The organism is Arthrobacter sp. B055-34, from assembly GCF_059090425.1.
Genome location: NZ_JBNHFQ010000001.1, coordinates 520,150 through 534,528 on the forward strand (window position 1 = coordinate 520,150; position 14,379 = coordinate 534,528).

15 protein-coding genes and 1 pseudogene are annotated in these 14,379 nt (G+C 64.4%); 4 read left to right on the forward strand and 12 right to left on the reverse strand.

What is annotated here, in order from left to right:
• Positions 1–52 precede the first annotated feature (52 nt).
• Positions 53–1,543: an NCS1 family nucleobase:cation symporter-1 gene (locus AC5RWO_RS02285; RefSeq protein ID WP_498729063.1), complete on the reverse strand. Its 1,491-nt coding sequence runs from the start codon at positions 1,541–1,543 to the stop codon at positions 53–55.
• Positions 1,544–1,733: 190 nt separating this feature from the next.
• Here AC5RWO_RS02285 and AC5RWO_RS02290 point away from each other — a divergent pair.
• A pseudogene (locus AC5RWO_RS02290) lies at positions 1,734–2,153 on the forward strand (MarR family winged helix-turn-helix transcriptional regulator); the annotation flags it as partial.
• Positions 2,154–2,267: 114 nt separating this feature from the next.
• Here AC5RWO_RS02290 and AC5RWO_RS02295 read toward each other — a convergent pair.
• Both AC5RWO_RS02295 and AC5RWO_RS02300 read right to left on the reverse strand, forming a co-directional pair.
• The gene (locus AC5RWO_RS02295; RefSeq protein ID WP_498729065.1) at positions 2,268–2,573 is read right to left on the reverse strand and encodes a bacterial transcriptional activator domain-containing protein; all 306 of its coding nucleotides are present in this window, start codon (positions 2,571–2,573) and stop codon (positions 2,268–2,270) included.
• 647 nt (positions 2,574–3,220) lie between these two features.
• Positions 3,221–4,336 carry a M20/M25/M40 family metallo-hydrolase gene (locus AC5RWO_RS02300; RefSeq protein ID WP_498729066.1) on the reverse strand — a complete coding sequence of 372 codons (1,116 nt, stop codon included), beginning with the start codon at positions 4,334–4,336 and terminating at the stop codon, positions 3,221–3,223.
• Positions 4,337–4,724: 388 nt separating this feature from the next.
• On the opposite strand from AC5RWO_RS02300, the gene katG reads away from it, so the two are divergent.
• Together katG and AC5RWO_RS02310 are read left to right on the forward strand one after the other, a co-directional pair.
• Positions 4,725–7,016: a catalase/peroxidase HPI gene (gene katG, locus AC5RWO_RS02305; protein WP_498729067.1), complete on the forward strand. Its 2,292-nt coding sequence runs from the start codon at positions 4,725–4,727 to the stop codon at positions 7,014–7,016.
• Between the two features lie 128 nt (positions 7,017–7,144).
• The gene (locus AC5RWO_RS02310) at positions 7,145–7,612 is read left to right on the forward strand and encodes a GNAT family N-acetyltransferase (protein WP_498729069.1); all 468 of its coding nucleotides are present in this window, start codon (positions 7,145–7,147) and stop codon (positions 7,610–7,612) included.
• A gap of 500 nt (positions 7,613–8,112) precedes the next feature.
• On the opposite strand, the gene AC5RWO_RS02315 is transcribed toward AC5RWO_RS02310, so the two are convergent.
• The 6 genes from AC5RWO_RS02315 to AC5RWO_RS02340 all read right to left on the reverse strand — a co-directional run bounded on the left by AC5RWO_RS02315 (position 8,113) and on the right by AC5RWO_RS02340 (position 12,478).
• Entirely contained in the window at positions 8,113–8,604 is a 492-nt protein-coding gene (locus AC5RWO_RS02315; protein WP_498729071.1) for an SGNH/GDSL hydrolase family protein, read from the reverse strand.
• Positions 8,605–8,621: 17 nt separating this feature from the next.
• On the reverse strand, positions 8,622–8,897 hold the full coding sequence (locus AC5RWO_RS02320; RefSeq protein WP_498729073.1) for a hypothetical protein: 276 nt from the start codon (positions 8,895–8,897) through the stop codon (positions 8,622–8,624).
• Between the two features lie 48 nt (positions 8,898–8,945).
• Positions 8,946–9,902, reverse strand: coding sequence for a nucleotide sugar dehydrogenase (locus AC5RWO_RS02325; protein WP_498729321.1), 957 nt, complete (start codon positions 9,900–9,902; stop codon positions 8,946–8,948).
• Positions 9,903–10,105: 203 nt separating this feature from the next.
• Positions 10,106–11,569 carry a protein adenylyltransferase SelO gene (locus AC5RWO_RS02330; protein ID WP_498729075.1) on the reverse strand — a complete coding sequence of 488 codons (1,464 nt, stop codon included), beginning with the start codon at positions 11,567–11,569 and terminating at the stop codon, positions 10,106–10,108.
• A 56-nt stretch (positions 11,570–11,625) separates the two neighbouring features.
• The gene (locus tag AC5RWO_RS02335) at positions 11,626–12,165 is read right to left on the reverse strand and encodes a hypothetical protein (protein ID WP_498729077.1); all 540 of its coding nucleotides are present in this window, start codon (positions 12,163–12,165) and stop codon (positions 11,626–11,628) included.
• 37 nt (positions 12,166–12,202) lie between these two features.
• Positions 12,203–12,478 carry a hypothetical protein gene (locus tag AC5RWO_RS02340; protein WP_498729078.1) on the reverse strand — a complete coding sequence of 92 codons (276 nt, stop codon included), beginning with the start codon at positions 12,476–12,478 and terminating at the stop codon, positions 12,203–12,205.
• A gap of 208 nt (positions 12,479–12,686) precedes the next feature.
• On the opposite strand from AC5RWO_RS02340, the gene AC5RWO_RS02345 reads away from it, so the two are divergent.
• The gene (locus AC5RWO_RS02345) at positions 12,687–13,031 is read left to right on the forward strand and encodes a hypothetical protein (protein WP_498729080.1); all 345 of its coding nucleotides are present in this window, start codon (positions 12,687–12,689) and stop codon (positions 13,029–13,031) included.
• A gap of 421 nt (positions 13,032–13,452) precedes the next feature.
• Here AC5RWO_RS02345 and AC5RWO_RS02350 read toward each other — a convergent pair whose 3' ends face one another.
• From AC5RWO_RS02350 to AC5RWO_RS02360, 3 genes are read right to left on the reverse strand one after another with little or no spacing between them, the layout of a single operon-like run.
• On the reverse strand, positions 13,453–13,728 hold the full coding sequence (locus tag AC5RWO_RS02350) for a hypothetical protein (protein ID WP_498729081.1): 276 nt from the start codon (positions 13,726–13,728) through the stop codon (positions 13,453–13,455).
• A gap of 5 nt (positions 13,729–13,733) precedes the next feature.
• Entirely contained in the window at positions 13,734–13,976 is a 243-nt protein-coding gene (locus tag AC5RWO_RS02355) for a hypothetical protein (protein ID WP_498729083.1), read from the reverse strand.
• The gene (locus AC5RWO_RS02360; RefSeq protein ID WP_498729085.1) at positions 13,966–14,232 is read right to left on the reverse strand and encodes a hypothetical protein; all 267 of its coding nucleotides are present in this window, start codon (positions 14,230–14,232) and stop codon (positions 13,966–13,968) included. Before AC5RWO_RS02360 ends, AC5RWO_RS02355 begins: the two co-directional genes overlap by 11 nt.
• Positions 14,233–14,379 lie beyond the last annotated feature (147 nt).

Below are 14,379 nucleotides of genomic sequence, written 5' to 3' on the forward strand. Positions count from 1 at the left end.
ACTGGATCCGACCCGCTTCACTGCCACCGGTCAGTTGTGATGCAGGTATACGTCAGCGGTCGTCGGCAGACGTTAGGACCACGTGGCCGCGCATGGCCAGCCAATGGAAGAGCCCACCGAGGACCGCCCCGAAGACCCAGGCAAAACCGCTAAGCTGCGCCAGTTGCGGCAACCACACAGTCAGGATGGAGAAGACGCCGGCGATGGCGAAGGCCACCACCGCCCGCCGGTTCCAGCCGCGGGTGAAATGGTAGATCCCCTTCGGGTCCGCGGAGTAAAGGTCGTTCAGGTTCAACCGTTGCTTCCGCACGATGTAGTAGTCGGCGATGATGATGCCGTAGAGCGGTGCGAGGACCGCTCCCAGTGTGTCCACGAACCGCGGCAGGCCGATGTTCGCGATGACGGCCACCCAGAGCGCACCAATGACGAAGCCGGCAGCCGCGGTGATCATGCCTGCCGTACGGAACGAGATCCTGGCTGGATTGATGTTGGACAGCGAGTATGACGGTGGGATGAAGTTTGCGACGACGTTGATGCCTAGCGTCGCGAGGAGGAAGGTCACTGCCGCCAAAACCGTCAGCGGGACGTTGTCTACGAGCCCGACGATGTCGGCAGGATTGGTCAGCGGGTTGCCCTCGCCGTCCTGGTAGAGGAGGTAGGCGCCGGCTGTAATGAACACCGACAGGAAGGTGAAGAGCGCCAGGCTCAGCGGCAGTCCGGTGAAGTTGCCGAAGCGCATGGCCCGTTCGCTGCGTACATTGCGGGCGAAGTCCCCGAAGTTGATGACGACGGCGGCGAAGTAGGCGATCATCGTACCCACCACTCCCACGAACGCGGCCACGGCAGCCCAGCCGGTTACGTCATCGTTGGAGAAGAGGGTGCCCACCGCCTGCGGCAGACCGGACCCGACCTGCACCCAGATGGCAACCAGCAGGGCGATCATCACCACGTAGACGCCAGGCCCGACGATGTTGAGGAAGTTCGCGATCCTGTCGATTCCTCCAAGGAACAGGGCAACCTGCAGCACGGAGGCGAGCACGTAGGAGACCCAGGAAACCCAGTTCATGCCCAGGAACTCCGCTCCGCCAGGATCGCCCATAACCGCATTGAGCGCCAAGGCGATGGCAGTGGACGCGAAGTAGGTTTGCGCGCCGTACCAGAACACAGCGACGACTGCCCTGACGATCGCCGGGAACTGCGCGCCCCGCACACCCATGGAGGCGCGCGCGAGGACGGGATAAGGGAAGCCGTATTTGACGCTGGGCCGTCCACTGAGATCGACGAGGAGCTTCACGATGAAACCGGCAAGGAGGATGGCAGCGAAGACAAACCAGCCATTGATGCCCGCGGTAATGAACAGGCTCGCCGCCAAGGTGTAGCCGGCAAGGCTTTGGATGTCGTTCGACCAGACGTTGAAGATGGCAAACCATCCCCAGGTCCGCTGAGACGCCGGCAGCGGAGCGAGATCTTCGTTATACAGGGAAGGATCGGCGTTGCGGACCGCCAGATCGGAATCGCCCAAGTCGTTGTTCCAAGCACTCATGGCTGCCACTTCCCCGTCCGGAGAGCCCGGACGTAAACCGTATCGTGGAACTTTATGACCTGCATCACAATCCGTCAAGAGTTCGTACCGCTTCATCAACAAAGGCCGGGCTGTCTCCTATCGGAAGACGGCCCGGCCTTCTGTTGTCCAAGCAGCCACTGTTTATGGCCGCCCCGCCGTCGTCGTTATCGTGGTGTGGGGCCAACTGGCATTGTCGGTCCGGCGCGCACTCGAGCGTTCCAGCTCCATGGAGCTGGAACGCTCGTTGCAGGCCGAAGCGCAGCTGTCGGTCGTGGAGTACACCGTCCTTGATGCGCTCAGCCGCCAGGACGGCTGGCACATGCGCATGCAGCAACTGGCCCGCGCCACCGCGCTCAGCGCCAGCGCCACCACACGCCTGGTCAACCGCCTCGAAGACCGCGGCCTCCTGACCCGCATCCTCTGCGCCGACGACCGACGCGGCATCTACACCGAACACACGCTCAGCGGTATCGCCCTGCTTGAGCAGAGCAGGCCCGTCCACGACGCCACCCTGGAACGTGCGCTATCCGACGCCTTGGAAGTGCCCGAACTGAAACCGCTGGTCCCCGCCCTCACACGGCTACACGCCGACGCCTATGCGAGCCTAGGTCGGGGTTGGACACGTTCCGTTCCGCCATCAGGCAGGTCGCAAAGAGGTCGACGAGGTTTTCCTCAGGTGGACAAGAACCGGTCCAGCTTCCAGTTATCCAGTCTTGATGAGCAGCGGTCGAATGATCCCGGTGACGTCCGCGGGGAGGGCGACACCGAACTCGGTCCGCGTGCGGGAGCTGTAATCACGATAGGCGTCCAGTGCGCCGGCGTGGTTGCCTTCTTCCAGGTAGGCCCGCAGGATCAGCCGGATCGCATTGGCGTGCAGGGGTTCTATCCGCAGCGCGGCGTGGGCCGCTTCCATGGTGCCGAGTGTTTCGCCGCGTGTAAGCATGACTTCGGCCATGGTCTCCAGCGGGTTTGCATCGGCTGCGGCCGGATCATGAAAACGTACAGGCAAGCAGTTGCGAAAACCTCAAGAGGCAACAGCCGGGTTCGACGGTTCCGGTGCACGGCGCAAGCGGCGGGGAAACGATCCTCAAGGCTGGAAGGCCAGGTGCGCACCTTCTCAAGAGGCGTCGGATTTACTGCCCTCCCCACGATTAGGGGGCTTTGGGGATTGAATTGCGGGACTGAGGTTTTTCGAAGCACGGCACGCGAAAATAGGCTCAGTCTTGATCCCGAGGACCAACCACACTGGCGCCGAGGCGGCCAAGGCTCCGGAGTCCGGCGGAACGCGCCCCCACCCCGCCGGGCTCCGGCCCTGTGTCCATAACGGTCTCGGTCATTCGTGCAGCTTCATCGGATGCGATGGGCCGTAATGGCGCCATTGGCATCCCGCACCCGCAGCACCCAGTCCTCCGACGCTGCTTGGACCCCCAGGCCACAAGGCAGCGCTGCCTGCCGCGCGCCGCACCTGGTGGAGGTCGCGAAGCTCTAGACGGGGACCGGGTGGCCCTGCCGACCACGGGCGGTGAATTCCGGACGTTGTTGCACCTGACGTAGGCGGGGGCCAGTGCCGGTTTCGGCGCCGGGCCCGGTTCTCCAAGACAGCACACTACTCAACTTACGGTCAGGATCTACGGGTGGCCTGCGCTGGTAGTGCCATCACGATGATGGCCCGGATGGTGACGCCCCGGCGTCCTCCCCGGTCGCCGAGCCCTCGGCGAGGCCGCCCTCGATGCCGCCGAGCGAGACCGTCGCGCTCATGAGGGTTTCGGTCATTTGCTCCAGCATGGCCATGTCCACGTTCTCGATGTTGTCGCAGGCGAGGTGGAAGCACTCGTCGTACTGCAGTCCAGCCTGTCCGCCGAATGTGCGTGCCTCGGCCTCGCTCTTGGTCCCCGCGTCGCCCGTGAACAGGCCACCGGCCGGGATGCCACCTTGCACGAACGCGTCGTAGTCCGAATCGCCGATGAACCCGAACGGCAGCGCCTCGACCCCCTCGGCGCGCAGGATGTCCAGGAATACCTGCTCGACAGCGCCCGACCCCTCGGGCCCGGCTTCCTCGCTGTCGGAGCCGTCGCCGTCGTACACGAACACCACCGCGTTCGGCGAGCCCACCACGTCGAGGTTCAGGTACGCGACGTGCGCGGCGGACTCCGCGCGGGAGAGCTCCTCGACGTAGTGTGCCGAGCCGTACAACCCGTCCTCCTCGCCGCCCCAAAACGCGAACCGGATCCGCTCCCGCGGCACGGCGCCCTCCTCGGCGAGCCGCAGCGCGACCTCGAGCACCGCGGCGACCCCGCTGCCGTTGTCGTTGAGCCCGGGCCCCTCCTGGACCGAGTCCAGGTGCGCGCCGAGTACCAGCACGCTTCCCGAGCCGCTGCCGGTGTCGGCCAGGATGTTGAACGTGTCGACGGGGTTGTCGTGGCCGTCGTAGCTGAACTCCTGCCGACGCGGTTCGTACCCCGCCGCACGCAGCTGCTCCTCGACGTATACCGCGGACGCCTCGTAACCCCCGGTGGCAGCGGCCCGGTTCCCGCCGTTCGCGTCGGCCGCCGCCTGCAGCGCCTCCAGGTGCCGCGTCAGCGCACTGGGCTCAACCACCTCCCGCACGATAGTCGGGTCCGGCGGGTCCTCCACACCTACAGCCGGCCGCGGCTCGCCCGAACAAGCGGCAACACCGCCGACCAGTGCCGCGCACAGCGCAACGCTCCACAGCCGGGTGTACTGATGAGGGCGGTTCTGGAAACACTTCGGAACGGATCTAACAAGTCGCATGTCGACTCCCCCAAGTCTGCGTCCTGGACGCCGGTCAGTTGTTTGACGGACCCGGTCACCGGGGATTCCGGAGCGGAACCGGCGGCGAAGCTACTGCTACACGATGGTGCGGACGTGCAATCTATCAAGATTGCTTGTCATACGTCCACGGTCGGGCCCGGCCATAAGGCCCCACTGTGGCCAAACTGTGAGGATGCTGTGAAACAAAACGGCAATGACGGCAATCAAAGTCAGACAAACTGAGCGGCTCATCTCTTGGTGCGAAGGTGCAGGTCTTCATGCAATTCGCCGAAAGGCTCTCCCCCGCGGCGTTCCTTCATGGTGAAATGGGAGGGTTAGACCGGCTGCCCGAGTCCGACCTTGGCCTCGGCCACATGGAAGGAAGCACATGACCGATCACCAGGACCATCCCCCGATCCCCACCCCGGGAAGTGCCCAGGGTCTGGACCACAAGGTCGAAGGTGGGTGTCCGGTCGCCCCTGACAGCGTGACCTCGCATGGCAGCGAGAGCGAGAACCCGGCGATCGACTCACCGCAGCCCAAGGCGCACCGGCCGCGGACCGTTGCGGACTGGTGGCCGAACCAGCTTGATCTCTCCGTTCTCCACGCGCATAACCAGGCAGGCAACCCGCTCGGCCCCGCGTACAGCTATCGCGAGGAGTTCCGGAAGCTCGACGTCGAAGGACTCAAGCAGGACATCATCCAGGTCCTGACCACCTCCCAGGACTGGTGGCCCGCGGACTTCGGCCACTACGGCGGCCTGATGATCCGGATGAGCTGGCACGCCGCCGGCACCTACCGCGTCCACGACGGCCGCGGCGGGGCAGGGGACGGCAGCCAACGGTTCGCCCCGTTGAACAGCTGGCCCGACAACGCCAACCTTGACAAAGCCCGGCGGCTGCTGTGGCCGGTGAAACAGAAGTACGGCCGGAAGCTCTCCTGGGCCGACCTGCTCGTCCTTGCAGGCAACGTCGCCCTCGAGTCGATGGGCTTCAAGACCTTCGGATTCGCCTTCGGCCGCGAGGACGTATGGGAACCCGAGGAGATCTTCTGGGGACCGGAGGACACATGGCTGGGCGACGAACGCTACATCGGCGAAGGCACGATGGCACCCGAAGTCGGCTCGACGGAAATGGGCCTGATCTACGTCAACCCCGAGGGCCCCATGGGCAACCCGGACCCCAAGCTCGCGGCAGCGTTCATCCGCGAGACCTTCAAACGGATGGCGATGAACGACGAAGAGACCTTTGCGCTCATCGCCGGTGGCCACACCTTCGGCAAGACCCACGGCGCAGCCGATGCTGATGGACACGTGGGCCCCGAGCCCGAGGCCGCAAACCTGGAGGACCAGGGACTCGGCTGGCTCAGCACCTACGGGACGGGCAAGGGCGGTGACACGATTACCTCCGGGCTCGAGGTCACCTGGACGGACCGGCCGACGCAGTGGAGCAACCGCTTCCTGGAGATCCTGTTCGAGCACGAGTGGGAGCTGGTCAAGAGCCCTGCTGGCGCCCACCAATGGGTGGCCAAGGACGCCCCGGAGATCATTCCCGACGCCCACGACCCGGAGAAGAAGCACCGGCCCACGATGCTCACCACGGATCTCTCGCTACGCTTCGACCCGATCTACGAAAAGATCGGCCGACGGTTCCTGGAGAACCCGGACGAGTTCGCGTTGGCATTCGCCAAGGCCTGGTACAAGCTCCTGCACCGGGACATGGGTCCTGTTGGTCCGCACATGTTCGGGCCGTGGGTTCCCGAGCCGCAGCTGTGGCAGGATCCGGTCCCTGCGGTGGACCACGAGCTGGTCGGTGAGCAGGACATCGCCTCGCTCAAGGCCCAGCTCCTGGATGCCCTGTCCGTCCCGCAGCTTGTCAGCACGGCCTGGGCCTCTGCCTCCACCTTCCGCAAGACCGACAAGCGGGGCGGCGCCAACGGAGCCCGCATCCGGCTGGAGCCACAGCGCAGCTGGGAGGTCAACCAGCCCGACCAGCTGGCCGGCGCCCTGCAGTCGCTGGAGGCCGTGCAGCAGCAGTTCAATACCGCACAGGCCGACGGCAAGAAGGTGTCGCTGGCGGACCTGATTGTCCTCGGCGGTTGCGCGGCGGTGGAGAAGGCAGCCCGGGACGCCGGATTCAACGTCATGGTCCCCTTCCGCCCCGGCCGCACCGACGCCTCTCAGGAGCAGACCGACGTCGAGTCGGTCCAGTACCTGCAGCCGCGGGCGGACGGATTCCGCAACTACATCCGTCCGGGTGAGAAGCTCCAACCGGAGACCCTTCTAGTGGACAAGGCGTACCTGCTGGACCTCTCCGCGCCGGAAATGACAGCGCTCGTCGGCGGCATGCGCGCCCTCGGCGCCAACGTCGGCGGCACCGCCCACGGCGTTCTCACCGACAGGCCCCAGGTCCTGACCAACGACTTCTTCGTCAACATCCTCTCCCCCGGCACTCGGTGGAAGGCGTCGGAGGCCGAGGAGAACGTCTACGAGATCAGCGATGTTGCCACCGGCGAGCTGAAGTGGACCGCCACACCGGTCGACCTGGTCTTCGGCTCCAACTCCCAGCTCCGCGCGCTGGCCGAGGTCTACGCGAGCGACGACGCCGGGGAGAAGTTCGTCAACGACTTCGTGGCAGCCTGGGTGAAGGTCATGGAGCTCGACCGCTTCGACCTGCGCTGACCGAGGCATCCGGGCCGGCTGCACTTGCGGCCGGCCCGGAGCAGCCGGCCGGCAGCGTCCGGACCTGTGCGGCGGAGGCCCGATGACAGGACTTCCACCACCTGCACGCAAACCCTCAGAATGGCTTCATGACCGTCACCGATGTCTTCCTTGCTACGCCCGAGCAAGCGTGCACTGTCGGTCGCCTGCTGTACGACTTCAACAACGAGTTTGAGACACCCGGCCCTACCGCCGAGCAGCTCTCCGCCCGATTCAGGTTACTGCTGGTTCGCGATGACGTGCTTGTACTCCTGTCCGGGACTGCTGAGGCTCCGACCGGGTTCGCATTCCTGACCCTGCGGCCCACGCCGTATTACGACGGGACTCTGGCCCAGCTTGAGGAGCTCTACGTGCACCCCGACCTGCGGGACCAGGGCATCGGGACCGCCTTGCTAAAGACTGCGCTCCTGCGGGTCCGTGAGCGGGGCGCAGCCGAAATGCACATCAACGTCGATGAGGTTGATATCGACACCCGCCGCTTCTACGAACGCCATGGCTTCACCAACATCCAGCCTGGTCAGGACTACAGAATGCTCTGTTACCTTCGCGAGCTCTAGGATCATCGCTGGCCTGTCCGGGTCCTAAACTTCCGCGGAACCAGGGCCATGTGGGCCGCCGGGCAAGCCGCGTCCTCGACGGCGAGTTTTCCCGGATATGCGAAATGGCCTGAAGCCAGGCCTCCCCAAGCCAACTCGCTTCAAGCCATTTCACTTGTTGCCGCGGATCTCGGGTGTTCCCACCCCGGCCGCGTTTACGGCCGCCCCCAAGGAAGACGCTGCGGACGGAACCGGACAGTTCTCCCGGCCGCTTCCGACGTAACCATTCTGGCCTCCCCTGTTGACCAGCACCACCGCACAATGCCCCAGTCCTTGATTACTGGGGTGCGTCTGGGCTTCCGGCCGTCACCCCGTCCCCGCGATGACGGCGGAAGTACGGGAAACTTGACGACAATCCACGACGGCGGCAATGGCCCGGGCGATCTTGGCGCCACCCTGGACCGACGGCTCGATGGGATTGGCGTAATCGCCGTCCTGGTTGCAGATTAGTCGCAGGTCGATCAGCGACAGGCCGCGGGCGAAGGCTGCGGGGGTGATGCAGTCATTGAAGAAGGCCGCGGCAGTCCTGATAATCCTGTAGTCGGGGCCGGATGCGGGAGTGTCATAGATCGTGCAGACAGCAGCGGGCAGCCCGGTTGCCGCGGCTGCTTCCGCATGGCTTCGTAATCCGTCGCGAACAGGTCCTGCGCGTCACCGAACCACCGAAGGACTTCCGCTACGGAGCTCGCAGGAGACTGCAGCAGGTAGGCGTAGCCCAGCGCGTCGTTTCCGCCGGCACTGATCACCAGGTGGGTCGCGTCGAGCGGCAGGGAACGAAGCTGCCGCGGCACGCCTGAGATGACGTCGCCGTCAATGGCCAGGAGGGTTGCCTTCCACCCGGGCGGAAGTTCACCGCGGAGTTGATGAACGACGTCGGGGCCGCCTTCGACATAGGCCTTGTTGTCGAAGACGGAGTCGCCGAGCAGGACCACGTGGCCGCTTGAAGGGGGCAAAGGATTCGCGGTTGCTCCTAGTGGTGGCCGGCCTTGGTGGTACCGAACATGAGGGTCTGGCGGCCGATGTCGTAGTACACGGTCTCTGCGGTGGAGAGAAGATCCTGCAGGTTGTCGGCGTCGTCGGCGTCGATGGTCAGCACTTCCTCCCACGCGCCTTCATCGAGGACGAGCTGAAGGGTCCAGGTTCCCGGCTTGCCTGGGTCGCCGGCTACCCAGGTGAACTGGTAGTGGCTGAGTTGGCGGACCTTGATGCTGTCATCAGTTATGGGTTGCTTTGGTGTGGGGGTCATGGTCCTGCTCCTTTAAGGCTGAAATCCGGATGGCAGTTCCCCAAGGTGCTAAGTGTGCTTACCAGCTTCCATCATTGCCTCTCTGCTTTCAAGCCTTGTCCCGCGCGTCTTCGTGCAGCGTGATCGTGCTGGGCTTGTAGGGACGTCCGAGGGCACGGTAGTCCCACCCGTGCGAGGCGTAATGGTCCGCATCGAGGGCGTGCCGCCCGTCGAAGATGCGGCGGTGCCTGACGAGGGCTCCGAGAGCACCGGCATCCGCGCGGCGGATTCGTCCCACTCGGTGAGCAGCGCGACCACATCGGCCTGGGCAACCGCTTCTGCCAGCGAGCCGACGTAGTTGAGGTCCGGGTAGAGGCGGTGGGCGTTGACGTTGGCCTCCGGATCGTAGACCGTCACCACCGCTCCCTCGAGATAGAGCAGCCGGGCGACGTCGAGCGCCGGGGCGTCACGAACGTCGTCGGAATTTGGCTTGAAGGCCGCGCCCAAAGCGGCAATGCGGACGCCTGCCAGGTCTCCCCCGGAAAGCTCCCGGATGAGGTCTACCGTCCGTACGCGGCGGCGGTTGTTGATTGAATCCACCTCGCCCAGGAAACTCACGGCTTGCCCGACGCCCAACTGCTCGGCGCGGTATTTGAAGGCGCGGATGTCCTTGGGCAGGCACCCGCCGCCGAATCCGAGTCCGGGTTTCAGGAAGCGGCCCCCAATCCGGCCGTCCAGGCTGAGCGCCTGCGCGAGCACGCCTACATCCGCTCCGGTAGCTTCGCAGACTTCGGCCATCGCGTTGATGAAGGAGATCTTCGTGGCGAGGAAGGAGTTGGCTGCGACTTTGACCAGCTCGGCCGTGGCCAGATTCGTGATGATGACCGGCGTTCCATCGGCCAGCAGGGGGTTGAAGACGCTTCTCAACTGGCCTTCCGCCCATTTGGAAGCGACGCCGAAGACGAGCCGGTCCGGATGCAGCGTGTCCTGAACGGCAAATCTTCCCGCAGAAACTCCGGATTCCAGGCAAGCTCAAGCTCGGTCCTGATCGGTGAAATGTCCTGTGCCAGCCGCGTCAGCCGCGCTCAAAATCAGGGGGCAAAGGTTCCTATTTGCCCCAGCTGTTGCCGCCCGTACCCGAACACCTCAAACGTGTCAGGGTCCATCAGCCCGAAAGTCAGCGCAACAAGGAAGCCGGCGGCCGTTATGGCCCGCGCGCGGGTTCACGTTCAGGTTCCGCAGAAGGTCCGGTAGGGGCCGAAGCTCTCGGGTGCGGCGGTGGCGTACCGCTCGAGGCCGGGGCGCTCCTCGAAAGGCGCGGTCACCGCGGCCAGGAGTTGGCTGAACGGCTCCAGGTCGCCGTCGACGGCGGCGGCGAGGGCCTCCTCGACGAGGTGGTTGCGGGGAATGTAGACGGGGTTGGTCCGGCCCATCAGGTTTGCGTCCGGGTCGAGTGCCCGCCAACGCTCGGTCCAGGCGTCGAAGGCTGCCGGGCTCAGGAACATGGAGCGCGCGGGCCCCGCGTCCTCGCGGGCCGCCTTGGCGAGGCTCCGGAAGAAGGATGTGTAGTCCAGGTGGGCTTCCTGCAGCAGAGTGAAGAGCTCGTCCACCAGCGGCGAAGCGACGTCGTCGTCGAGGCTGTCGGGCAGACCGAGTTTTGCTTTCATGCCGGTCAGCCAGGCAGCGCTGTACTGACTGTGGAAGGCGCCGAGCGATTCCTGTGCGAGCGCGACGGCCTGTTCCTGGTCCTCGTGGAGCAGAGGCAGCAGAGCCTCCGCGAGGCGGGCGAGGTTCCACTCCGCCACCAGCGGCTGGTTGCCGTAGGCGTAGCGGCCGTTTTCGTCGATCGAGCTGTAGACCGTGGCCGGGTCGAAAGCGTCCATGAAGGCGCACGGCCCATAGTCGATGGTCTCCCCCGAGATGGTCATGTTGTCGGTGTTCATCACGCCGTGGATGAAACCCACCAGCATCCAGCGGGCCACGAGGGACGCCTGGGTGGCGACCACTTCTTGGAACAGGGCGAGATAGGGGTTATCCGCGTCCGCCGCTCCGGGATGGTGGCGTGCGATCGCATGGTCGGCCAGCCGGCGCAGCAGGTCGTCGTCGTTCATTGAACGGGTGTACTGGAAGCTGCCCACGCGCAGATGGCTGCTTGCCACGCGGGTGAGCACGGCTCCCGGCAGCAGGGTCTCGCGGCGTACCGGCCGCCCCGTCGCAACCACGGCGAGGGAGCGGGTGGTGGGGATGCCCAAAGCGTGCATCGCCTCGCTGACCACGTACTCGCGCAGCATCGGACCGACCGCGGCCAGTCCGTCGCCCCCGCGGGCGAACGGCGTGCGGCCGGAACCCTTGAGATGGAGGTCCCGGAGGCCGCCGTCGGCGTCGGCGATTTCACCGAGCAGGAGAGCGCGTCCGTCGCCCAGACGCGGCGAGTAGAAGCCGAACTGGTGGCCGGCGTAGCCCTGGGCAACCGGAGTGGCACCGCTGGGTACCGTGTTGCCGATCAGCAGGCGCAGGCCCTCGGCCTTCCGCAGAGACGCGGGGTCGAAGCCCAGCTCCGTCGCCAGCGGCTCGTTGAGCACGAGCAGCCGCGGGTCGGGAGCTTCCTCCGCCTGCCACGGAACGGCCAGCTCCGCGAGCTCGCGGGCGAACTGGCCGTCAAAGGTGACGTTTGACTGGGCTTCGACACTCATCTATCCAGAATACCTTCCGCGATTGGGCGGGTTTCTGCGCTTTTGGGGCAGGTTTCTCAGTGCTTGAGCAGCCCCTCGAAGATGCGCTTGGGCCGCTGCATTTCCCCGTGCTTCGCCCCCAGCACGATGACGGTTCCGGCGAAGACCGGGATGGTCCACTGAAGCACCTTCAGCTGTTTCTGGGCCGCCTTCAGCTCAGCCGATGCCGTGGGTGCCGGCTCGGTTGCGCCTTCGGCCCCTTCGCTTGCCAGCTGCTCGACTTTCTTGCCAAGAATGCCGGCATAAAGCGTGACCAGGGCGCCGAGCAGGGTGACGCCGGTCTTGACAACCGTGAGCCGGGTGGCGCCTTCCTGTTTGGCCATTCGCCCCTTGTTCTCCCACATCAGCGGCAACCCCGCCATGATGTGGGATGCGAAGGCAGCAGTCTGCACCGGCGCCCATTTCTTCCAGCCAAGGCTGGACAGGCGGGTGCGTTCGGCAGGATTCTGTGCCTTGGCTGCAGCTCCGTTGAGTCCGACGGCTCCCATCAGGGATCCTCCGAACCACGTGGCTGCGGTGAGGTCGTGGACCGACCGTGCGAAGAGATTTCCGGACATGTTGGGCTCCTATGGATGGTGGCTGGAGTGGGCTGGGTTACTGATGGCCGGCCTTGGTGGTACCGAACATCAAGGTGCGCCGGCCGATGTCGTAGTACACCGTCTCTGCCGTGGAGAGCAGATCCTGCAGGTTGTCGGCGTCGTCGGCGTCAAGGGTCAAGACTTCTTCCCAGGCGCCCTCGTCCAGGACAAGCTGCAAGGTCCAGGTGCCTGGAGCTCCCGGCTCGCCGGCCACCCAGGTGAACTGGTAGTGGCTGAGTTGGCGAACCCTGATGCTGTCATCGGTGATGGGTTGTTTTGGTGTGGGTGACACTGTTCCGCTCCTTCTCTGGCAAGACTCGTTGGGATACCCTGCAGAGGTGCTAAGTGTGCTTACTACCTTCCATGTTGGAAGGGCCGTTTTCAAGGTCTGGACCCGGATTGGCAGAAAATCCGGCGGGCGCTGCGCGAGAGGCTGGAAGCACAACGAAGCCCCCGGAAGGGATCCGGGAGGCGCATGGTCCGTCTCGATGAACGGTTAGATGCGAAGGCGCATCAGCCTGACCTCCGGAATCCCGTCGAGGGGCTCCGTGAAAATATTTTCACGCTGTCGTCCAGTACTGTCAATAACCTGTAATTTTCGTTCCGGGACTCCTAGGGTGAGCCTAAACGAGAGGTCCGGTGAGGGGTGGTTGGTCGGTGAAAGTCTGGGCAGGCAGCGCGTATCCCCTGGGGCCACGTACGACGGCAACGGTACAAATTTCGCGATCTTCAGCCAAGCAGCCACGTCCGTCCAGCTCTGCCTTTTGATCAATGGTCGGATTGCACAAACGGCGCATTTGTCTTCTGAATGTTCTGCCGTCGTGAGGCACGCCTCGCAATGCTAATCCCGGTACAGCGTCAGCTTCGGATCTGCAACAGGATTGGCTTCCGGATCATCAAGCAGAACCGGTGTTTGCTGCTCCAGCCAATCGGCGTCAGGTCCGCCCCTGCAAGGCAGGTGGTTCTTCCTTATTCAAGGTCTCCTCCTCGTCGATGCTGTCCTGTGCACTTTGTCGTCAGGCCGGACGAAGGCTTCTCCTCGTAACTGTTATTTCTCACCATGCCATGGAGGGCGCCGAAGGCGATAGAGCAGTAGCCGCCCCCGCTGATGGGTAGAGCGCCGATGGCCCAGCTGCCGGTAACCAGATGCAGCAAACCGAGGATGATCAGCCCGAACGCGGCGCTAAAGCTCTTCTGCTGCTGTGCTGCGGAGCATCTTCATGGCTTCGCGGATCTGCTCGGCTCCCATGCCGGACTCCACGATGCTCATGTGTTCGGGCGGAAGGCAGATTTCGAACCTTTCGTCTGCCTCGATTTTTGCTGACCGCTGATGGCGCCGACGAGGTCGTTGAGCGCCCGCCACCCATCGCTGGTATTGCCCTTGTCGATCCGGAAGGCTGCATAGCGGCCGCCTTCAAGGTACCCGTTGTCCAGCCCTTCGACGTTCGGCCACTCGTAGTCAATCCAACGCGGCTTCATGGGCTCAGGGCTGCCCAGTCCATCGATTTCATTGATGGTCCGCAACTCGTAGTGCTTGTTCACACGCTCTACCGTTGTTCCTTGAGCTGTTCCAACACCTTCGACAGCTGCGCCAGTACCCGTTCCGCCTCTGCGAAGCTTAGGTCCTCGGGATCTTCAAGGTGGATCAGGATACCGGCGCCGGGGGTCCACGTGGTCGTTACCCGGCCCTCGGAGGGGCCAATCCAAGCGGCGAAGCCTAAAAGATCACGAGGTGCCGCGAAGAAGCCGGCAGGGGCTACCGGGACGGCGGCTTTATTCTTATCTGGCACCAGGAGTGTCCCTCTCATCGTTGACCGCTCCCGCTGAACTTTTGGCGGCATCCAGGTCTCCCCCCGCCGCGACGCTGTTGGCAATAAAGTCCATACGGTCTGCCGGAGTGAGGGTTTCGTCCTGTTGGAGTTCTTCGATTTCGTCGCTGTCGATGTTCTCGTTCGGGTTCTGCGGGTTGTAGGTCATTGCTGGCGCCTCCCTGCCCAGGGAACTCTTGAAGTTTGCCCGCTTCAGCGTCGCGACAAGCTCTGACATCACCCGCGCGCTGCCCTCAGCGACACGAGGAAGGAGCTGCGCCGGAGCCTATAGCGGATACTAAGGGTGCTTTTTATTTTGTCGTATTCGACGCGGTGCTACAACCCCTTGGTTTGTTAGCCGCGCTTTCCAAGTACTCCGCTGCTG

What these genes read in the sequence shown, in the direction of transcription:
- AC5RWO_RS02285 (WP_498729063.1), bottom strand. Translation starts at nt 1,543, where the DNA reads ATGAGTGCTTGGAACAACGACTTGGGCGATTCCGATCTGGCGGTCCGC.
- AC5RWO_RS02300 (WP_498729066.1), bottom strand. Translation starts at nt 4,336, where the DNA reads ATGCGACTTGTTAGATCCGTTCCGAAGTGTTTCCAGAACCGCCCTCAT.
- katG (WP_498729067.1), top strand. Translation starts at nt 4,725, where the DNA reads ATGACCGATCACCAGGACCATCCCCCGATCCCCACCCCGGGAAGTGCC.
- AC5RWO_RS02310 (WP_498729069.1), top strand. Translation starts at nt 7,145, where the DNA reads ATGACCGTCACCGATGTCTTCCTTGCTACGCCCGAGCAAGCGTGCACT.
- AC5RWO_RS02320 (WP_498729073.1), bottom strand. Translation starts at nt 8,897, where the DNA reads ATGACCCCCACACCAAAGCAACCCATAACTGATGACAGCATCAAGGTC.
- AC5RWO_RS02330 (WP_498729075.1), bottom strand. Translation starts at nt 11,569, where the DNA reads ATGAGTGTCGAAGCCCAGTCAAACGTCACCTTTGACGGCCAGTTCGCC.
- AC5RWO_RS02335 (WP_498729077.1), bottom strand. Translation starts at nt 12,165, where the DNA reads ATGTCCGGAAATCTCTTCGCACGGTCGGTCCACGACCTCACCGCAGCC.
- AC5RWO_RS02345 (WP_498729080.1), top strand. Translation starts at nt 12,687, where the DNA reads ATGCGAAGGCGCATCAGCCTGACCTCCGGAATCCCGTCGAGGGGCTCC.
- AC5RWO_RS02360 (WP_498729085.1), bottom strand. Translation starts at nt 14,232, where the DNA reads ATGTCAGAGCTTGTCGCGACGCTGAAGCGGGCAAACTTCAAGAGTTCC.